Raw genomic sequence first — 18,792 nt, 5'->3', positions numbered from 1 at the left:
TAAAAACGCCCCGGGTTAGCCGGGGCGCTTTTTATCTACCAATCAGATCAAGCGATCTCAACCGCATCGATCTTAGCCTTGGCTGCGCTTTCGCGGAACTCGGCAATCTGATCGAAGCTCAGGTAGCGGTAGACATCCGACGCCATGCTGTCGATGTCCTTGGCGTACTGCATGTACTCTTCTGTCGACGGGAGCTTGCCCAGGATGGAGGCAACGGCCGCCAGCTCCGCAGAGGCCAGGTACACATTGGCACCATCGCCCAGACGGTTCGGGAAGTTACGAGTCGACGTCGAGACTACAGTCGAGTTGGAGGCCACACGTGCCTGGTTACCCATGCACAGTGAGCAGCCTGGCATCTCCATGCGAGCGCCAGCCTTGCCATAGATGCCGTAATAGCCTTCCTCGGTCAGCTGATGCTGGTCCATCTTGGTTGGCGGGGACAGCCACAGGCGGGTCGGAATGGCGCCCTTGACCTTGTCGAGCAGCTTGCCAGCCGCGCGGAAGTGGCCGATGTTGGTCATGCAGGAGCCGATGAAGACTTCATCGATCTTGTCGCCAGCCACTTGAGACAACAGGCGAGCATCGTCCGGGTCGTTTGGCGCGCACAGGATCGGCTCGGTCACTTCAGCCAGATCGATTTCGATGACTTCGGTGTACTCGGCATCGGCATCAGCTTCCATCAGCTCTGGATTGGCCAGCCAGGCTTCCATCGCCTGAGCACGGCGCTCCAGCGTACGGGCATCACCGTAGCCTTCGCTGATCATCCAGCGCAGCAGCGTGATGTTGGACCGCAGATACTCGGCAATGGATTCCTTCGAGAGCTTGATGGTGCAGCCAGCAGCGGAACGCTCGGCCGAGGCATCGGACAGCTCGAAGGCTTGCTCTACGGTCAGATCCGGCAGGCCTTCGATCTCGAGGATGCGGCCAGAGAAGATGTTCTTCTTGCCTTTCTTCTCGACGGTCAGCAGACCTTTCTGGATCGCATAGTAGGGGATGGCATGCACGAGATCACGTAGCGTGATTCCCGGCTGCATCTTGCCTTTGAAGCGAACCAGTACCGACTCGGGCATATCCAGCGGCATAACGCCTGTTGCAGCGGCGAACGCTACCAGGCCGGAACCTGCTGGGAAGGAGATGCCAATCGGGAAGCGGGTGTGGGAGTCGCCGCCAGTGCCAACGGTATCCGGCAGCAGCATGCGGTTCAGCCAGCTGTGGATGATGCCATCGCCCGGACGTAGAGAAACACCGCCACGGGTACGGATGAAATCCGGCAGGGTGTGGTGAGTCTTGACATCGATTGGCTTGGGATAGGCGGCTGTGTGGCAGAAGGACTGCATCACGAGGTCAGCGGAAAAGCCCAGGCATGCCAGGTCTTTCAGCTCGTCGCGAGTCATCGGGCCGGTCGTGTCCTGGGAGCCGACAGTAGTCATCTTCGGCTCGCAGTAGGTGCCCGGACGAACGCCGGCCACGCCACAGGCCTTGCCAACCATCTTCTGAGCCAGGGTATAACCCTTACCGGTATCAACAGGCTGCTCGGGCTTCTTGAACAGGTCGGAGTGTTCCAGGCCGAGTTCGGCGCGAGCTTTTTCAGTCAAGCCACGGCCCACGATCAGCGGAATACGACCACCTGCACGAACCTCATCCAGCAGAACCGGCGTTTTCAGCTCAAACGTGGCAACCACATCGTCGCTACCGTGACGGGTCACTTTGCCTGCATAAGGATAGACGTCGATCACGTCGCCCATTTCCAGCGCGGAAACGTCGAACTCGATTGGCAGAGCGCCCGCATCTTCCATGGTGTTATAGAAGATCGGAGCAATCTTGCTACCAAAGCAGAAGCCGCCAGCGCGCTTGTTTGGAACGTAGGGGATGTCGTCACCGAAGAACCACAGTACCGAGTTGGTAGCGGATTTGCGGGAAGAACCCGTGCCTACCACGTCACCCACATAGGCAACCGGGAAGCCTTTGGCGCGAACTTCTTCGATCTGCTTCAGCGGGCCGATGCTGCCTTGCTGCTCCGGTACGATACCGTCACGGGCCATCTTCAGCATGGCCAGGGCGTGCAGCGGGATGTCAGGACGCGACCAAGCGTCAGGCGCGGGGGAGAGATCGTCAGTGTTGGTTTCGCCGGGTACCTTGAAAACGGTCAGGGTGACCTTTTCCGGAACAGCCGGGCGAGCCTTGAACCATTCACCGTCTGCCCAGGATTGCAGAACGGACTGAGCGTTGGCATTGCCTGCCTTGGCTTTTTCGGCGACATCATGGAAGGCATCGAACATCAGAAGCGTATGCTTGAGTTGTCCGGCGGCTATGGTGCCAAGCTCGGCGTCATCCAGCAGTTCGACCAGCGTGGCGATGTTATAGCCACCCTGCATGGTTCCCAGAAGCTCGACCGCGCGCTGCTTGGAGATCAGCGGGGAGCTGGTTTCGCCTTTGGCGACAGCAGAAAGGAAGCCAGCCTTGACATAGGCGGCTTCGTCAACGCCCGGCGGTACACGATTGGTGATCAGGTCAACGAGAAATTCTTCTTCGCCGGCCGGCGGGTTTTTCAGAAGTTCGACCAAACCTGCAGTCTGTTCGGCGTTAAGCGGCTGGGCAACGATACCCTGCGCGGCACGCTCTTCTACGTGTTTACGATAGGCTTCAAGCACAATATGACCCTCATCAGTGGTCCAGTAATGACGTCCGGGATCTGGCGACCCCATGAGCCCGAATAACGAAATAGCAATCGCTAGCAAGAGACAGGAGCCAATGCGACGTCATTCAGGCTCCGGTGCGAAGCTGTTTTCAAAGTTTTACGCCAGCGGTATTACACGTGGGTCAGAATGCAGACGTGTGATGAGTACGCTGCACGCTGACCGGGAACCTGCCGGATAATTGTGTTCGTGACGCTTTGAAAACAGCTTCGTATCGGACATGGCGCCCCTTAGGGCGTACGGATTCTACTCCAAGGTTTCGCTAAAGTTAAGCTGAACATGCGACTAAACGACGCTGACCTTGGTTAGACGAAAGGCTAAAATAGGCTTTTGCTTGATCGGAACGACTATGTCCAACCAGCGCATAAAGACGCCCTGCGTCGGACTTTGCTCAACGGTATTCGGCGACCAGGTTTGCCGGGGCTGCAAGCGATTTCATCACGAGATCGTGAACTGGAATGCGTATAACGATGAGGAAAAGCGAGCTGTCTGGGCCCGGCTCGAGGTGCTCCTGACCCAGGTGGTTTCTGCAAAGCTCGAGGTGTTTGATCCGCTACGCCTGAAGGAACAGCTACAGCAACGGAAGATTCGCTTCATTCCTGAGCAGTCCGAATATTGCTGGGCGTATCAGCTGATTTCACGCGGCGCGCGCTATATTCAGCAGGTCGATGCTTATGGCATACATATTTTTCCTGAATTCAGGGAGCGCCCGTTGATGGAGCTGCGTGATGCCATCGACCAGGAGTTTTTCATCCTCTCCGAAGCTCACTATGAACGTTACATTGCGCCACGTTTTCTGCTTGAAGGAATGGACGTTCGAGTCTGACACCGCGCACCGTATAATCACCTCATATTCCAGTGCAATCGCTTCAGGCGGATGTGCTTCCCTTGATTCTGGAACAGATGGTTAGCCGCCTGTTGATTAAAGGATTTGCCTTATGTTGTTGCCCGAAATGGACGAATTCCTGGCCTGTAAAACGCCGGAAGCTTGGGTGGAAGCTGCTTTGCAGGATCTTCCTACCCTCTTGATCGATCATGCCAATAATGAAAAGAAAGCAGCGGGCGCTGCGTTTCATTACCTGTTTACTTACAGCAATAAGCTGGATCTGGTAAACAAGATGTCACGGATTGCCCGTGAAGAGTTGCGGCATTTCGAGCAGGTGCTCCAAATCATGAAGAAGCGTGGCATTGCGCATGAAAACGTAACGTCGGCCCGCTATGCCGGTGCCATGCGTAAGCTGTGCCGTAATCATGAGCCGTACCGACTAACGGACTCGCTTGTCGTAGGAGCCTTTATCGAGTGCCGTTCATGCGAGCGCTTCTCTGCAATTGCTCCGCATCTGGATGAAGAATTGAGCAAGTTTTACAGCGGACTGCTCAAGTCGGAAGCGCGTCATTATCAGGATTACCTGAAGCTGGCCTATCTATATGGTGACGAGCAGGATGTGACCGCCAAGATTCAGGAGATCAGAGCGCTAGAAGCCGAGCTTATTGCCTCAGCGGATACGGAGATGCGCTTTCATAGCGGTGTGCCGCGCGCAGCGTAATAGCCATTACGCTTCGAGCCGTATCACGCCAGCTCGAAGCGTTCCTGCTCCAGTCGGTCACGGGAAATCTTCAGGACCCAGCCGTAACGGTCCCAGTCACCCAACACAATTCGCGTTGCAGCGCTGTCATCAAGCATGAATTCATGTGTGGCAGGACGATGTGTGTGCCCGTGAATCAGGGTCTGAGTGCGGGTGCGCCGCATGATGCCCTCAACCTCTTCAGGTGTGACGTCTACAATATCCATGGCTTTTTGCCGGGTCTGCACCTTGCTCTCGTTGCGTAATTTCCTGGCCAACTCGCGACGCTTCTTTAGAGGAAGATGGTGCAGGATCCACAATGAAACCGGATTGCGAAGCCAGCGGCGTAATCGCATGTAGGCTTCGTCCCGTGTGCACAGACTGTCGCCATGCATCAGCAGAAGGCGCTTGCCTTCGGCTTCGATAACGGTCGGGTCGGCCAGTAGGGTACATCCTGCCAGTCGGCAAAAATCCTTTCCGATCAAGAAATCGCGATTGCCATGCATCAGAAAAATACGTGTGCCGCCTTGAGATAAGGTCTTTAGGGCTCGTGCGATGCCTTTTTGAAACTCATCCATGGCGTCATCGCCGATCCATACCTCAAAAAAGTCGCCTAGAATATACAAGGCATCGGCGTGAACAGCTTCTGTCTCAAGAAAACGCAAAAACGCCCGGGAAATATCCGGGCGTTCAGGTTCAAGATGCAGATCAGAGATCAGCAGTATCACTCAACGATCTCAGCACGCTCGATAATGACATCCTCAGCCGGTACATCCTGATGGCCGGCGCGAGATGTAGTAGCAACACCCTTGATGGCATTGACGACATCCATGCCTTCAACAACCTGACCGAATACAGCATAACCCCAGCCTTGTGTAGTCGGGGCGGTGTGGTCCAGGAAGGTATTATCCGACACGTTGATGAAGAACTGTGCGGACGCTGAGTGCGGGTCCATGGTACGTGCCATGGCAACCGTGCCATTGCGGTTGGAAACACCGTTGTTCGCTTCGTTCTTGATCGGTGCACGGGTGGACTTTTGCTTCATGCCAGGCTCAAAACCGCCGCCCTGGACCATGAAGCCATTGATCACGCGATGAAAGATAGTGCCGTCATAGTGACCGCTCTTTACATACTCTTTGAAGTTGGCTGCTGTTTCAGGAGCCTTATCTTCAAACAGTTCAAGAGTGATGACGCCGTGGTTTGTATGCAATTTGATCATGGAATTTATGTCCGTGGTCAGATAGGAAGTTTGTCAGGGTCTTGACGGGTTCGGCTATGATACGGACTTTGATTTAGTCGGCCTACCCTTAAGCCGAACAACACATTATTAAGGACCCCATGAGCAAGCCAGAAACTCCCGCTACTCCAGCGAATTTTCTTCGTCAAATCGTCCAGGCTGATCTGGATGCCGGCAAGCACACAAAGATTGTGACACGCTTTCCGCCAGAGCCTAACGGTTATCTCCACATTGGCCACGCCAAGTCGATTTGCCTGAACTTCGGGCTGGCTCAAGAGTTTGGCGGCGAGTGCAATCTGCGCTTTGACGATACGAACCCAGCCAAGGAAGATCAGGAGTACATCGATGGCATCAAAAGTGATGTCGAGTGGCTGGGCTTCAAATGGGCAGGTGAGGAGCGCTATGCCTCCAATTATTTCGATCAGCTCTATGACTGGGCGATACACCTGATCAAGACGGGTAAAGCCTATGTTGATGATCTCACGCCTGAGCAGGCGCGTGAGTATCGTGGCACATTGACCGAGCCGGGCAAAAACAGTCCTTTCCGTGACCGCTCCGTTGAAGAAAACCTGGATCTCTTTGCACGCATGAAGGCGGGCGAGTTCAAGGATGGTGAAAAGGCGCTACGTGCCAAAATCGACATGGCCTCGCCAAACATGAATTTGCGCGATCCGATTTTGTATCGTATCCGCCACGCCCATCATCACCAGACGGGTGACAAGTGGTGCATCTACCCGAGCTATGACTTCACGCATGGCCAGTCGGATGCAATCGAGGGAATCACTCACTCTATTTGCACACTCGAATTCGAGGATCATCGTCCGCTGTACGAGTGGTTCCTGGCAAATCTGCCTGTACCGGCGCAACCGCGTCAGTACGAGTTCGCCCGCCTGAATTTGAACTACACCGTAACCAGTAAGCGTAAGCTGAAGCAGCTGGTTGATGAGCGGCATGTAAACGGCTGGGATGATCCGCGCATGTCTACGCTGTCTGGCTATCGCCGTCGCGGTTATACACCGGCCTCCATTCGTAATTTCTGCGAGATGGTAGGCGTTGCTCGCTCCAATGGTGTAGTCGATATCGCTATGCTTGAGTTCAGCATCCGGGAAGATCTGGACCGAAATGCGCCTCGGGCCATGTGCGTACTGCGGCCGCTCAAGGTTGTCATCACCAACTATCCTGAGGGCAAAGTGGAGCAGTTGGAGCTGCCACGTCACCCGAAGGAAGATATGGGGATGCGTACGCTACCGTTTACACGTGAGCTCTACATCGACCGCGATGACTTCATGATCGATCCGCCCAAGGGATACAAGCGCCTTGAGCCAAATGGCGAAGTTCGTCTACGGGGAAGTTATGTTGTTCGCGCCGATGAGGTTATTAAGGATGAGGCGGACAATATCGTCGAACTGCGTTGCTCGTATGATCCTGAAACCCTCGGGAAGAACCCTGAAGGCCGCAAGGTAAAGGGTGTCATTCACTGGGTGCCTGCCGAAGGCAGTGTTGAGTGTGAGGTTCGCCTGTACGATCGTCTGTTCCGTTCGCCGCAGCCTGAGAAAGCGGAAGAGGGGCAGACCTTCCTGGATAATATCAATCCGGAATCGCTGCAGGTGCTGACTGGGTGCCGTGCTGAGCCATCGCTTGCGCAGGCCCAGCCAGAGGACCGTTTTCAGTTCGAGCGTGAAGGTTACTTCTGTGTCGATCTGAAAGACTCAAAGCCGGGTGCTCCGGTCTTCAATCGTACCGTCACCTTACGCGACTCCTGGGGGCAATAATGCCACTTGCGATCTACAACACGCTCACCAAGACCAAGGAAACGTTCAAGCCGCTCGAGGGCAATAATGTTCGTATGTACGTGTGCGGTATGACAGTCTATGACTTCTGTCATATTGGTCATGCACGTGTGATGGTGGCATTTGACGTCGTGGCTCGATGGCTGCGCAAGTCAGGTTACAACCTGACCTACGTACGCAACATTACAGATATTGACGACAAGATCATTCGCCGTGCGCAGGAAAATGGCGAAACGTTCAAAGACCTGACTGGACGTATGATCGAAGCGATGCATCAGGATGAAACCCGGCTGGGTGTTCAGCGTCCAGACGTTGAGCCCTGTGCGACTGATCATATTCCTGGCATGTTCACTATGATCCAGACCTTGATAGACAAAGGTTATGCCTATGCGCCTGGAAACGGAGATGTGTATTACCGTGTAGGACGTTTTGCGGGATACGGCAAACTGTCACGCAAAAAGATTGAAGATCTCCGGATTGGGGCCCGTATTGAGGTAGATGAGTCCAAGGAAGATCCTCTGGACTTTGTCTTGTGGAAGGCTGCCAAGCCGGGTGAGCCCAGCTGGGAGTCACCATGGGGGGCGGGTCGTCCCGGTTGGCATATTGAATGCTCGGTCATGTCTACGTGCTGCCTGGGTGAAACGTTTGATATTCACGGTGGTGGCCCTGACCTGGTTTTCCCCCACCACGAGAACGAAATTGCTCAGAGTGAGGCCGCTACGGGAAAAACATATGCGGCATCCTGGATGCATGCTGGGGCTGTGCGGGTAGATGGCGAAAAGATGTCCAAGTCCCTGGGCAACTTCTTCACTATTCGCGAAGTGCTGGAGAAATACCACCCGGAAGTCGTTCGTTATCTGCTGGTTTCCAGTCATTACCGCAGCCCGATCAATTATTCTGAAGAGAGCCTCCGTGAAGCACGCGGCGCGTTGGATCGCTTCTATCACGCCTTGAAAGGTCTACCGCAGGCATCGCCTGCTGGCGGTGAGCCCTATGTGGAGCGTTTCGCGGCCGCAATGGATGACGACTTCAACACGCCAGAGGCCTGTGCGGTCCTGTTTGAAATGGTCCGTGAGGTCAATCGTCTGCGAGACCAGGATATTCAAGCTGCCGCTGGCCTTGCCTCTCGACTCAAGCAGATGGCTGAAGTGCTGGGTGTTCTACAGCTGGAGCCGGATGAGTATCTACGCGCAGGTGCGGAGGGCAAGGTTGACGAAGCGGCCGTGGAGAGCCTGATTCAGGCACGTCTGGATGCGCGAGCAGCAAAGAACTGGGCTGAGTCGGATCGTATTCGCGATGAGCTGACAGCCATGGGTGTCGTGCTTGAGGATGGTAAAGATGGAACGACGTGGCGTTTGGCCAACTGAGTTCACCTGATATAAAAAAGGCCGCATTAGCGGCCTTTTTTATGGGGAGATATTTTTATTCGGCATGCAGCTGTTCAGCTGCATAGAGCGTGTTCTCCAGCAGGCAGGCACGCGTCATGGGGCCAACACCGCCAGGAACAGGCGTGATCCAGCTGGCGCGTTCCAAAGCTGTTTCATATTCGACATCGCCAACCAGTTTTCCATCTGCCTGGCGGTTGATGCCTACGTCAATGACGATAGCGCCTTTCTTGATCCACTCGCCCTTCACCAGGCCTGGTTTGCCTGCCGCCACTACCACCAGGTCGGCCTGGCTGACATGAGCGGCCAGATCACGGGTGAAACGATGAGTAACTGTTACTGTACAGCCGCCCAAGAGTAGCTCCAGCGCCATGGGGCGACCGACAATGTTGGAGGCGCCTACCACCACTGCATTCATGCCGTACAGGTCTGCCCCTGTACTTTCCAGCAGACGCATGATGCCCTTGGGCGTACAGGGGCGGAGCAGGGGGATGCGTTGAGCGAGTCGACCTATATTGAACGGATGGAAACCATCAACATCCTTGTCGGGACTGATGCGCTCAAGCAGATTGGAAGCATCAAGGTGAGCGGGTAGGGGAAGCTGAAGCAGGATGCCGTCAACTGCAGCATCTGCGTTCAGTGAGTCAATCAGCGCTTCCAACTCCTGCTGTGTGGTGGTGCTGGGAAGGTCGTACGCCCTGGATACAAAGCCTACTTCCTCGCAGTCCTTTCTTTTGTGAGTAACGTATACCGTGGAAGCTGGGTCGTCACCTACCAGAATGACTGCCAGGCCAGGGGCGCGTAACCCGTGTTGACGCCGCTGGGCAACGCGTTGGGCAATTTCTTGGCGGAGAGAAGCGGCGATCGCTTTACCGTCGATCAGTTGAGCAGTCATATGCAGATAGGTCTTGCTAATGGAAGAAGGATGCTTATTTTCGCATGTACGCACTAAAGGAAGAAGCCTTGGTGAAAGGGTAGTTAACCTATCTTCTTAATTTTTTTAAAAAAATTGTTGACGAGTGGTCGAGTCATTCGTAATATACGCCCCGCTTGCCGAGCACAGCCTGAAACGAAATGAGAAGGCGATGCGAGCCGGCTCAGCTTCTTAGGAGGCTGTTTCGTAAGCAACGGTTGCTGCGCAATAAAGCGCCCGTAGCTCAGCTGGATAGAGCATCCGCCTTCTAAGCGGATGGTCGCAGGTTCGAGTCCTGCCGGGCGCGCCATTGGCGGTTCGGCGCAAGCAATGCAATATGGTGGGCGTAGCTCAGTTGGTAGAGCACAGGATTGTGGCTCCTGGTGTCGTGGGTTCGATTCCCATCGTCCACCCCATATTGAGAACATCAGGCATTATTAATGCCTGATGTTCGTTTTAAGTGTTACGCGGATGTGGTGGAATTGGTAGACACACTGGATTTAGGTTCCAGCGCCGCAAGGTGTGAGAGTTCGAGTCTCTCCGTCCGCACCATAGTGAAAAAGCCGACAGCGATGTCGGTTTTTTTTTGCCTTGAAAATGGCTGGCATGTTTCGGGTATGAGCGAGAGGGGTTGCAGGCTTTTTTCATGCTTGGTGACCAATACCTGCTTTATGCAGGATGACTTCCGTATCCTCTACCTCTAGAATGCTTGCCCTGTTTCTGGGGGCCGGAACGGCCGGCCTATGTCTGTGCCATGAGGATTATCCATGCAAGTTTCTGTTGAAAGCACCTCCGCTCTTGAGCGCCGAATGACCGTAGGCGTGCCGGCCGAGCGTATCGAGACCGAAGTCGCCAAGCGTCTGCAGCAAACTGCTCGCCGCGTTAAAGTGCCTGGTTTCCGTCCTGGTAAGGTGCCGATGAGTGTCATTCGTCAGCGCTACGAAGCCAGCGCTCGTCAGGAAGCCTTTGGTGATCTGATTCAAGAAACATTCTACGAAGCCATCGTTCAGGAAAAACTGAACCCGGCAGGTGCGCCTTCTGTTGAGCCCAAGGCTTACGAAAAAGGCAAAGACCTTGAATACGTCGCTACATTCGAAGTATTCCCTGAGTTTAAAGTGAAAGGCCTGGAAGACATTCAGGTTGAGCGTCTGCAGTCCGAAGTCGCTGATAGCGATCTGGATAACATGCTTGAGATTTTGCGTAAGCAGAACACTCGTTATGAGGAAGTCGACCGCGAAGCGGCCAACGATGATCAGGTCACTATCGATTTCGTAGGCAAGATCGACGGTGAAGCCTTCCAGGGCGGCTCTGCAAACGGTACACAGCTGGTGCTGGGCTCCGGCCGCATGATTCCGGGCTTCGAGGAAGGCCTGGTGGGTGCAAAGGCGGGCGAAGAGCGTGTGCTTAATCTGACCTTCCCGGAGGATTATCAGAACCTGGATCTGGCTGGCAAGACTGCCGAGTTCACTGTGAAGGTAACCAAGGTTTCTGCCCCGCAGCTACCTGAAATGAACGAGGAGTTCTTTGCTCAGTTCGGCGTTCAGGAGTCTACTCTGGAAGGCTTCCGTGCTGAAGTTCGCAAGAACATGGACCGTGAGCTGCGTCAGGCGATCAAGAACAAGGTCAAGAACCAAGTTATGGATGGCCTTATTGCTGCTAACCCGATCGAAGTTCCAGCCGCTCTGATCAACAGCGAAGTTGATCGTCTGCGTGTTCAGGCTGTTCAGCAGTTCGGTGGCAACATCAAGCCCGATCAACTGCCGGCTGAGCTGTTTACCGAGCAGGCTAAGCGCCGTGTTGTTCTGGGTCTGATCATTGCGGAAATGGTCAAGCAGTTCGAGCTCAAGCCTGACGACGAGCGTGTACGTGCACTGATCGAGGAAATGGCCTCTGCCTACCAGGAGCCTGAGCAGGTCGTTGCCTGGTACTACCAGAACGAGCAGCAATTGAACGAAGTGCGTTCGGTTGTACTCGAAGAACAAGTCGTAGATACTGTTCTTGAAAAGGCTAAAGTGACCGATAAGCAGGTTTCCTACGAGGACGCGGTCAAACCGGCCGAGGCCCCGCAAGCAGCCTGATCTTTACCCGCCTCGAATCACATAAGCCAGCCTCGTGCTGGCTTATGCGTCTTAAGGCAAGACCATCCTGATAGGGAGTGATCGCAGGACATGTCCCGCAATTCGTTCATGCAAACAATGCCCGAAGTTCAAGCCGCTGGCGGCCTGGTGCCCATGGTGGTCGAACAATCTGCTCGTGGCGAGCGCGCGTATGATATCTACTCGCGTCTGCTCAAGGAGCGGGTGATTTTCCTGGTAGGCCAGGTCGAAGACTATATGGCCAACCTGGTGGTCGCTCAGCTTCTGTTTCTGGAAGCGGAGAACCCTGACAAGGATATTCACCTCTACATCAACTCACCTGGTGGTTCGGTGACAGCTGGTATGTCTATCTATGACACCATGCAGTTCATTAAGCCAGATGTCTCGACAATCTGCGTAGGCCAGGCGTGCAGTATGGGTGCCTTGCTACTGGCAGGTGGTACTGCCGGCAAACGCTACTGTCTGCCTCACTCTCGTATGATGATCCACCAGCCCTTGGGTGGCTTCCAGGGTCAGGCATCGGACATCGAAATTCACGCGCGTGAAATTTTGACGATCCGTGAGCGTCTAAACAAAGTGTTGGCCCATCATACGGGTCAACCCATGGATGTTATCGCCCGTGATACCGATCGCGATAACTTCATGAGCGGTGATGAGGCTGTGAAATACGGCTTGATCGACAAGGTGTTGGAAAAGCGCAATATTCCCGCTTGAGCCGGCAAGCCTGCCACTAAGTCATGATTACTGAGTGGCAGGCTTGAAAATGCATAGATTTGCCTTCATCTTGTTCCTGTAAGTAACCCGATTGGATTGATCGAATGACAGATACTCGCAACGGTGACGACAACGGCAAGCTGTTGTATTGCTCTTTCTGCGGCAAGAGCCAGCATGAAGTGCGTAAGTTGATTGCCGGTCCCTCAGTCTTTATTTGCGATGAATGTGTCGACCTGTGCAATGACATCATCCGTGAGGAAGTACAGGAAGCCCAGGCCGAAAACAGTGCACATAAACTTCCAGCACCTAAAGAAATCAGTACGATTCTTGATCAGTACGTGATTGGTCAGGAACGTGCCAAGAAAGTATTGGCTGTAGCGGTATACAACCACTACAAGCGTCTCAACCAGCGTGAGAAGAAAGATGACGTTGAGTTGGGCAAGAGTAATATTCTGCTTATCGGGCCGACAGGTTCCGGTAAGACTTTGCTGGCTGAAACGCTGGCACGTCTGTTGAACGTACCGTTTACCATTGCGGACGCCACTACGTTAACCGAAGCAGGTTACGTGGGTGAGGACGTTGAAAATATTATTCAGAAGCTTTTGCAGAAGTGCGATTACGATGTTGAAAAAGCCCAGATGGGCATCGTCTATATCGATGAGATCGACAAGATTTCGCGCAAGTCTGATAACCCCTCTATTACTCGAGATGTATCGGGTGAGGGCGTGCAGCAGGCTCTGCTCAAGCTGATTGAAGGTACGGTAGCCTCAGTACCCCCGCAGGGCGGACGCAAGCATCCTCAGCAGGAGTTCCTGCAGGTGGATACGCGTAACATCCTGTTTATCTGTGGCGGTGCATTTGCCGGATTGGAAAAGGTCATCCAGAGCCGTTCTACCAAGGCGGGCGGAATTGGTTTCAATGCCGAAGTCCGTAGCCAGGAATTGGGCAAGAAAATCGGTGAGTCACTTCGTGATGCCGAGCCTGAAGATCTGGTCAAGTTTGGTCTTATCCCAGAGTTCGTTGGTCGTTTGCCTGTAATCGCAACGCTAGATGAACTTGACGAAGCGGCGCTCATGCAGATTCTGACCGAGCCCAAGAATGCACTGACCAAGCAGTATGGCAAACTCTTCGAAATGGAAGAGGTGGATCTCGAGTTCCGTCCAGACGCTTTGAAGGCAGTGGCCCGCAAGGCATTGGAACGTAAAACAGGCGCACGTGGTCTACGGTCCATACTCGAGGGCGTTCTGCTCGATACGATGTATGAGATTCCTTCTCAGAAGGAGGTCAGCAAAGTCGTCATCGATGAGAGCGTCATTGAGGGTACTTCCCAACCGTTGTTGATTTACGAAAACAACGACCCGGTCAAAGCGGCACCGGATGCATAAATAAAAAGGGGCCCTGCGGGGCCCTTCGCATTAGTTAGCCTTGTTTTCTGATCGATTAGGCCGCATGTTAGAAAAACATGCCATACGGTCGTTTCTATGCGGCCAGTCGAATGCCAAGAGCTGAAACCATGAATAAAACGATTGAATTGCCTCTTTTGCCACTGCGTGATGTAGTGGTGTATCCGCACATGGTAATTCCGCTCTTTGTTGGGCGTGAAAAATCTGTTGAGGCCCTGGAAGCTGCCATGGCCAGCGACAAGCAGATCCTACTGCTTGCGCAAAAGAATCCTACCGACGATGATCCAGACTCCGATGGCCTGTACCGCATGGGTACCGTCGCCACTGTCTTGCAACTGCTCAAACTTCCCGACGGCACTGTTAAAGTGCTGGTAGAGGGTGAGCAGCGTGGCAACATTGAGCGTTTTGTTGAGGCCAAGGGTTATTCTCGCGCTGAGGTTCAGCTGATCGAGGATACCGAAGCGGCAGATCGCGAGTCGGAAGTCTTTGTTCGTAGCCTGATGAGCCAGTTCGAGCAATATGTCCAGCTGGGCAAGAAAGTGCCAGCAGAGGTGCTGTCTTCACTTAATGGTATCGACGATCCAGGTCGCCTGGTCGATACGATGGCAGCCCATATGGCGCTTAAGCTTGAGCAGAAGCAGGAAATCCTTGAGATCGTAGATCTTGCTGAGCGAGTCGAGCACGTTCTGGCGTTGCTGGACGCAGAAATCGATCTGTTGCAGGTCGAGAAGCGGATCCGTGGTCGCGTCAAGAAGCAGATGGAGCGTAGCCAGCGCGAGTATTATCTGAATGAGCAGATGAAGGCCATTCAGAAAGAGCTGGGCGACATCGACGAAGGCCACAGTGAAATCGATGACCTGAAAAAGCGCATCGACAATGCCGGTCTGACCAAGGAAGCATTGGCCAAGGCCAATGCGGAGCTGAACAAGCTCAAGCAGATGTCTCCCATGTCTGCCGAGGCCACAGTAGTACGTTCCTACATTGACTGGCTTGTGAATGTCCCATGGAAGGCGGAAAGCAAGGTCCGTTTGGATCTGAGCAAGGCCGAGGACATTCTTGATGAAGATCACTACGGTCTTGAGGAAGTCAAAGATCGGATTCTGGAGTATCTCGCTGTCCAGAAACGAGTCAAGAAAGTACGTGGCCCGGTATTGTGCCTAGTTGGTCCGCCTGGGGTAGGTAAGACGTCTCTAGCTGAGTCCATCGCGCGCTCCACTGGCCGCAAGTTCGTTCGTATGGCCCTGGGTGGTGTGCGTGATGAGGCTGAGATTCGTGGCCATCGTCGTACGTATATCGGCTCCATGCCTGGTCGTTTGATTCAAAAGATGACCAAGGTTGGCGTGCGTAACCCATTGTTCCTGCTCGATGAAATCGACAAGATGGGTAACGACATGCGTGGTGATCCGGCCTCCGCTCTGCTCGAGGTGCTGGATCCAGAACAGAACCACAATTTCAATGATCACTATCTGGAAGTTGATTACGATCTGTCGGATGTTATGTTTCTTTGTACGGCCAACTCCATGAATATTCCGGCACCGTTGCTGGATCGTATGGAAGTGATTCGTCTGCCTGGCTATACGGAAGACGAAAAGGTCAATATCGCTACCAAGTACCTGATACCCAAGCAGGTCAAGGCAAACGGTTTGAAGAAGACCGAAGTGACCTTTGACGAGGCTGCTCTAAGAGACATGGTGCGTTACTACACCCGCGAGGCGGGGGTACGTAGCCTTGAACGTCAGGTTGCCAAGGTTTGCCGCAAGATTGTCAAGGAGCACGCCAAGGAAAAAGCGGCTCAACAGGCTGCTGTCACCAGTGAAAGCCTCGAGCACTACCTGGGTGTACGTAAGTTCCGTTATGGTTTGGCTGAACAGCAGGACCAGATCGGCCAGGTCACAGGGCTAGCCTGGACGCAGGTTGGCGGCGAGCTTCTGACTATTGAAGCGGCTGTTGTGCCGGGGAAAGGGCAGTTGATCAAAACCGGTTCGCTGGGCGATGTAATGGCGGAATCCATTACTGCAGCACTGACGGTTGTGCGTAGCCGTGGTAAGAGCCTTGGTATTCCCAAGGACTTCCATGAGAAGCACGATATCCACATTCACGTACCAGAAGGCGCTACACCCAAAGATGGTCCAAGTGCTGGTATCGGTATGTGCACCGCGCTGGTGTCGGCTGCTACCCGGATCCCAGTGCGTGCTGATGTAGCCATGACAGGTGAGATTACGCTGCGTGGCCAGGTACTGGCCATTGGTGGTTTGAAGGAGAAATTACTGGCGGCACATCGTGGGGGAATCCGTACGGTGGTCATTCCGGAGGAGAATGTACGCGATCTGCGCGACATTCCAGACAATATTAAGGCCGATTTGGTGATTAAGCCTGTCAAATGGATTGACGAGGTCCTTCAGGTTGCGCTGCAATATGCGCCGGAGCCCTTGCCAGATGCGGCTCCTGAAATAGTCACGAATGAAGAAAAGCGCGAGCAGGATTCAAAAGATAGAATCAGCACGCACTAGCCAGAGCTTCCTTGACACTTTTTTTGAGCCCTTGATATAAAGCGGCTCTTCAAGTGTCAGGCATGCCTCACAGCATCCATTTTTGCCTACACACGTAATATATTCTTATCAGAAATGAACAAGGGGACTTAGAGTGAACAAGTCGGAACTGATCGATGCCGTTGCTGCATCTGCTGATATCCCGAAAGCTGTAGCTGGGCGCGCTTTGGACGCAGTGATCGAATCTATCACTGGTGCCCTGAAGAGCGGTGATCCGGTTGTGCTTGTCGGTTTCGGCACTTTCGCTGTCAAAGAGCGTGCAGCACGCACTGGCCGCAATCCGCAGACTGGCAAGCCGATCGAAATCGAAGCTGCCAAGATCCCTGGTTTCAAGCCCGGCAAAGCGCTCAAGGATGCTGTGAACTGAGTGCTTAAGGGTTTTGGTTTCAATAGACGTCTGTCTGTTGAGTTCTAGCACGTGATACCGTTTGGTTCATTCCGCACGAAGACTCGCCAAAGCCCCGTTTAACAGAAGGCGCATCCTCTGATGCGCCTTTTCTCTATTCGCAATTCACCCATGCTGCCTAGCCTTTGGCCAGATGCAGCCGTTTTGGGGGGCGCATGCTGCAGAACATCAGGGAACATTCACAAGGCTGGATAGCCAAGGTCATCATTGGCGTCATTATCTTGCTGATGGCATTGACCGGATTCGAGGCGATCATTCGCGCCGGTAGCCACCAAGGTGCCGTAGCACTGGTAAATGGTGAGGAAATACGCCAGACCGATCTCAATCAGGCTGTGGAGATGCAACGTCGCTCTCTGGCGCAGCGTCTGGGCCCTAATTTCGATCCTGCTCTTCTGGATGAAAAACGGTTACGCGACGCGGCTCTAAAGGCCCTGATCGAGCGCGAGCTATTGCTTCAGGATGCCAAGTCGAACAAGTTTGCTTTTTCTGAAGCGGCTTTGGACCAGCTCATACTTCAAACACCTGAGTTCCAGGTTGATGGGCAATTCAATGCCCAGCGTTTTGACCAGACCATTGCCCAGATGGGTTACTCACGTCTTCAGTTTCGCGAGATGCTGAAGCAGGAGATGCTCATGGGGCAACTCAGGGCGGGTATTGCAGGTACCGGTTTTGTAACCGATGCCGAATTGAATGCATTCGCAGCTTTGGAACGGCAAACTCGAGACTTCGCAACCCATGTGGTTAAAGCGGATGCTTCGAAAGTTGCAGTCACCAATGATGAATTACAAGGCTACTATGACGATCATCGTAGCGAATTCATGACGCCTGATCAGGTGGTCATTGATTATATCGAGCTAAAGAAAAGCGCTTTTGCCGATAAGGCGCAGGTCAAGCAAGAAGACCTTCAGGCCCTTTATCAGTCGGAAACCGCTAACCTTTCCGAACAGCGTAACGCCGCTCATATCCTGATTGAAGTGAACGACAAGGTGAATGACGAGCAGGCCAAGGCCAAGATTGATGAAATCAAGGCTCGTCTGGACAAGGGCGAGGATTTTGCTGCGCTAGCCAAGAAGTTCTCTCAGGATCCTGGTTCGGCCAACAAGGGCGGTGAGCTCGGTTATGCTGGGCGAGGGGTGTATGACCCTGCCTTTGAAGAAGCCTTGTATGGTTTGAACAAGGAAGACGTTTCTGCTCCCGTACATTCGACATTTGGATGGCATCTGATCAAGCTGCTTGGCGTTCAGGAAGCCAAAGTACCTTCGTTGGAGAGCATGAAGCCGCGTCTTGAGGCTGAGCTCAAGGCTCGCGAGGCTGATCGCCTTTTTGTAGATGCTATCCGCAATCTTGAAAGCGCAGCGTTTGAAGCTTCAGATCTTAGTCAGCCTGCTCAAGAGCAAGGCTTGAAAGTGCAAACCAGCAAGCCATTCGGACGTGAGGGCGGCGAAGAAGGGGTTATTGCCAATCGTCAGGTTGTCCAGGCTGCTTTCAGTCCCGAAGTGCTGGAGGATGGTGCCAATAGCAATGCTATCCAGTTGGACGATGAAACGGCTGTCATCCTGCGCGTTAAGGAGCATCGCAAGCCTGCTCAGCAGAGCTTTGATGATGTCAAAGACAATATCCGCAGCACGCTGACCAAGCAGAAGATAGCTGAGACTGCTCGTCAGCAGGGCGAGACGTTGATTGCTGACCTGAAGGCAGGCAAGGCCAATACGATCAAGGACTGGAAAGTCGTCGAGGCTGCTACACGTAATCAGGAGGGCGTTGACCCGGTAGTACTCCAACAGGTGTTCCGCATGAATAAGCCTGGAGACAATTCCAAGCCGACTTATGCAGGAGTCAATCTGGCTGATGGGACCTACATGGTTATTCGCTTGACGGGTGTCAGCGTTCCGCAGGGCACCTTTACTGACGAAGAAAAGGCTATGTATCGCCGTTTCCTCTCTTCACGCAGTGGCCAAGAGGACTTTGCGGCTTACCGCCGTGCATTGGAGTCCAAGGCAGAAATCAAGAATCTTTGATTTCTGACAGGTAAGTAAAA

14 protein-coding genes and 3 tRNA genes are annotated in these 18,792 nt (G+C 53.7%); 13 read left to right on the top strand and 4 right to left on the bottom strand.

Annotated features, from left to right (window positions below; all coding sequences use genetic code 11):
- Positions 1 to 47 precede the first annotated feature (47 nt).
- Positions 48 to 2,651, bottom strand: coding sequence for a bifunctional aconitate hydratase 2/2-methylisocitrate dehydratase (acnB, locus tag AC4LF3_RS11920; RefSeq protein ID WP_491835367.1), 2,604 nt, complete (start codon positions 2,649 to 2,651; stop codon positions 48 to 50).
- A 394-nt stretch (positions 2,652 to 3,045) separates the two neighbouring features.
- On the opposite strand from acnB, the gene AC4LF3_RS11915 reads away from it, so the two are divergent.
- Positions 3,046 to 3,522, top strand: coding sequence for a DUF1289 domain-containing protein (locus tag AC4LF3_RS11915; protein ID WP_434134457.1), 477 nt, complete (start codon positions 3,046 to 3,048; stop codon positions 3,520 to 3,522).
- Positions 3,523 to 3,634: 112 nt separating this feature from the next.
- Positions 3,635 to 4,243 carry a MiaE family protein gene (locus tag AC4LF3_RS11910; protein ID WP_010794782.1) on the top strand — a complete coding sequence of 203 codons (609 nt, stop codon included), beginning with the start codon at positions 3,635 to 3,637 and terminating at the stop codon, positions 4,241 to 4,243.
- 23 nt (positions 4,244 to 4,266) lie between these two features.
- On the opposite strand, the gene AC4LF3_RS11905 is transcribed toward AC4LF3_RS11910, so the two are convergent.
- Complete coding sequence (locus tag AC4LF3_RS11905) at positions 4,267 to 4,989, bottom strand: UDP-2,3-diacylglucosamine diphosphatase (protein ID WP_491835366.1); 723 nt, start codon at positions 4,987 to 4,989, stop codon at positions 4,267 to 4,269.
- The gene (locus tag AC4LF3_RS11900; protein WP_010794780.1) at positions 4,986 to 5,480 is read right to left on the bottom strand and encodes a peptidylprolyl isomerase; all 495 of its coding nucleotides are present in this window, start codon (positions 5,478 to 5,480) and stop codon (positions 4,986 to 4,988) included. The genes AC4LF3_RS11905 and AC4LF3_RS11900 overlap by 4 nt, the downstream gene beginning before the upstream one ends.
- A 119-nt stretch (positions 5,481 to 5,599) precedes the next feature.
- Between AC4LF3_RS11900 and AC4LF3_RS11895 the strand changes: the two genes are divergently transcribed.
- Positions 5,600 to 7,270: a glutamine--tRNA ligase/YqeY domain fusion protein gene (locus AC4LF3_RS11895; RefSeq protein ID WP_491835365.1), complete on the top strand. Its 1,671-nt coding sequence runs from the start codon at positions 5,600 to 5,602 to the stop codon at positions 7,268 to 7,270.
- Positions 7,270 to 8,655, top strand: a complete 1,386-nt coding sequence (cysS, locus tag AC4LF3_RS11890) for a cysteine--tRNA ligase (RefSeq protein ID WP_491835364.1) — start codon at positions 7,270 to 7,272, stop codon at positions 8,653 to 8,655. The genes AC4LF3_RS11895 and cysS overlap by 1 nt, the downstream gene beginning before the upstream one ends.
- A gap of 55 nt (positions 8,656 to 8,710) precedes the next feature.
- Here the strand turns inward: cysS and folD are convergent, their stop codons facing one another.
- A complete protein-coding gene (folD, locus tag AC4LF3_RS11885; RefSeq protein WP_150347127.1) occupies positions 8,711 to 9,568 on the bottom strand; it encodes a bifunctional methylenetetrahydrofolate dehydrogenase/methenyltetrahydrofolate cyclohydrolase FolD in 858 nt (285 codons plus the stop codon).
- Between the two features lie 251 nt (positions 9,569 to 9,819).
- Here folD and AC4LF3_RS11880 point away from each other — a divergent pair.
- The 9 genes from AC4LF3_RS11880 (at position 9,820) to AC4LF3_RS11840 (ending at position 18,772) form a co-directional block, all read left to right on the top strand.
- A tRNA-Arg gene (locus tag AC4LF3_RS11880) sits at positions 9,820 to 9,896 on the top strand.
- A gap of 30 nt (positions 9,897 to 9,926) precedes the next feature.
- Positions 9,927 to 10,002, top strand: a tRNA-His gene (locus tag AC4LF3_RS11875).
- A gap of 51 nt (positions 10,003 to 10,053) precedes the next feature.
- Positions 10,054 to 10,138, top strand: a tRNA-Leu gene (locus AC4LF3_RS11870).
- 215 nt (positions 10,139 to 10,353) lie between these two features.
- On the top strand, positions 10,354 to 11,664 hold the full coding sequence (gene tig / locus AC4LF3_RS11865; protein WP_491835363.1) for a trigger factor: 1,311 nt from the start codon (positions 10,354 to 10,356) through the stop codon (positions 11,662 to 11,664).
- Positions 11,665 to 11,754: 90 nt separating this feature from the next.
- Entirely contained in the window at positions 11,755 to 12,396 is a 642-nt protein-coding gene (gene clpP / locus AC4LF3_RS11860) for an ATP-dependent Clp endopeptidase proteolytic subunit ClpP (protein WP_010794775.1), read from the top strand.
- Between the two features lie 104 nt (positions 12,397 to 12,500).
- Entirely contained in the window at positions 12,501 to 13,781 is a 1,281-nt protein-coding gene (clpX, locus tag AC4LF3_RS11855) for an ATP-dependent Clp protease ATP-binding subunit ClpX (protein ID WP_010794774.1), read from the top strand.
- Positions 13,782 to 13,909: 128 nt separating this feature from the next.
- Entirely contained in the window at positions 13,910 to 16,309 is a 2,400-nt protein-coding gene (lon, locus tag AC4LF3_RS11850; RefSeq protein WP_239382810.1) for an endopeptidase La, read from the top strand.
- Positions 16,310 to 16,442: 133 nt separating this feature from the next.
- Positions 16,443 to 16,715, top strand: coding sequence for an HU family DNA-binding protein (locus tag AC4LF3_RS11845; RefSeq protein WP_010794772.1), 273 nt, complete (start codon positions 16,443 to 16,445; stop codon positions 16,713 to 16,715).
- A gap of 194 nt (positions 16,716 to 16,909) precedes the next feature.
- Positions 16,910 to 18,772 carry a SurA N-terminal domain-containing protein gene (locus tag AC4LF3_RS11840; protein ID WP_491835362.1) on the top strand — a complete coding sequence of 621 codons (1,863 nt, stop codon included), beginning with the start codon at positions 16,910 to 16,912 and terminating at the stop codon, positions 18,770 to 18,772.
- The last annotated feature ends 20 nt before the right edge of the window (positions 18,773 to 18,792 follow it).

The organism is Pseudomonas sp. C2.3V, from assembly GCF_058536325.1.
This window is presented reverse-complemented; position numbering and strand designations above follow the sequence as displayed.